2 protein-coding genes are annotated in these 794 nt (G+C 46.6%); both read left to right on the top strand.

Features of this window, described 5'->3' with window-relative positions; genetic code table 11:
- The first annotated feature begins 306 nt into the window (after nt 1-306).
- Entirely contained in the window at nt 307-495 is a 189-nt protein-coding gene (locus MIC7126_RS30005) for a hypothetical protein (RefSeq protein WP_154655789.1), read from the top strand.
- Nucleotides 496-588: 93 nt separating this feature from the next.
- Nucleotides 589-794: hypothetical protein (locus MIC7126_RS31720; RefSeq protein ID WP_238553585.1), on the top strand; the 206-nt coding region annotated here is incomplete at its 3' end.

Below are 794 nucleotides of genomic sequence, written 5' to 3'. Positions count from 1 at the left end.
TCAAATCCATTACTTGGCGATCGCACTCCTGATAAAAGGCGATCGCCTTTTTAATCGACTAGCCCAAGGACTTCGACCGCGTCTTCCTCCACGAATCCATAAGAGATATTGTTGAGCAGAACGAATTGGTAATCTTCATCAAGCTCATCGATGGCGTCTATCAATTTTTGAGGAATATCTGAAAAATTCAATTCCTCCCACTGGTAAGCGACGCTGGTATTTTCTCTTAAAGCAACGCAGATCAGGGCACATAATCCCAAGGCTTGGGAGCGATTAAGTTTGGCTGTGTCTGCGAGAATTTTTTGAATGATAATATGGACTCCTTATAACTTGGTATTTGACTGGCGATCGCTCTGTGCTACTGGTAGGGCGATCGCCTTTTGCATGAGCATCAGGTACAAATTCAAGGGTGTTTCCACGCGGGGACTAGGCAGTGCGTGGGTGCTTGCTCCAGGTGCAACGCGAAGGGTTAGGCGTTGGGGAGCGAATAATTAGACTTCTGGAAGTCCTCATGGTTATAATAATTGCACGTCTGAACGTCTGAGTCAATAACAGACTTCTAGATGTGCGATAATTGAGGAGTTAATTATGGTAATGAAAAATGCCAAGAACCGGCCGCCCAAATTCCGGGAGAACAGTCATATCGGGAACGTTGAAAGTGACTCCCGAATCCTGGGAGATGCTGCAACAGCTAGCCCAGAGCATGGGTCTTACCAGATCGCAGTTGATGGAAAAAATGCGACGAAGGAGATTCCGATACCTCAGGATCAAGGCTGCAGCGAACAGCACGAAAT

This window comes from Fortiea contorta PCC 7126 (genome assembly GCF_000332295.1).
Taxonomy (GTDB): Bacteria; Cyanobacteriota; Cyanobacteriia; order Cyanobacteriales; family Nostocaceae; genus Fortiea; species Fortiea contorta.
Note: the sequence above shows the minus strand (reverse complement) of the source record. Positions and strands in the feature narration are given on the sequence as shown.

Excerpts from the sequence above, each read along its gene's own strand:
- MIC7126_RS30005 (WP_154655789.1), top strand. The coding sequence starts at position 307 with ATGATAATATGGACTCCTTATAACTTGGTATTTGACTGGCGATCGCTC.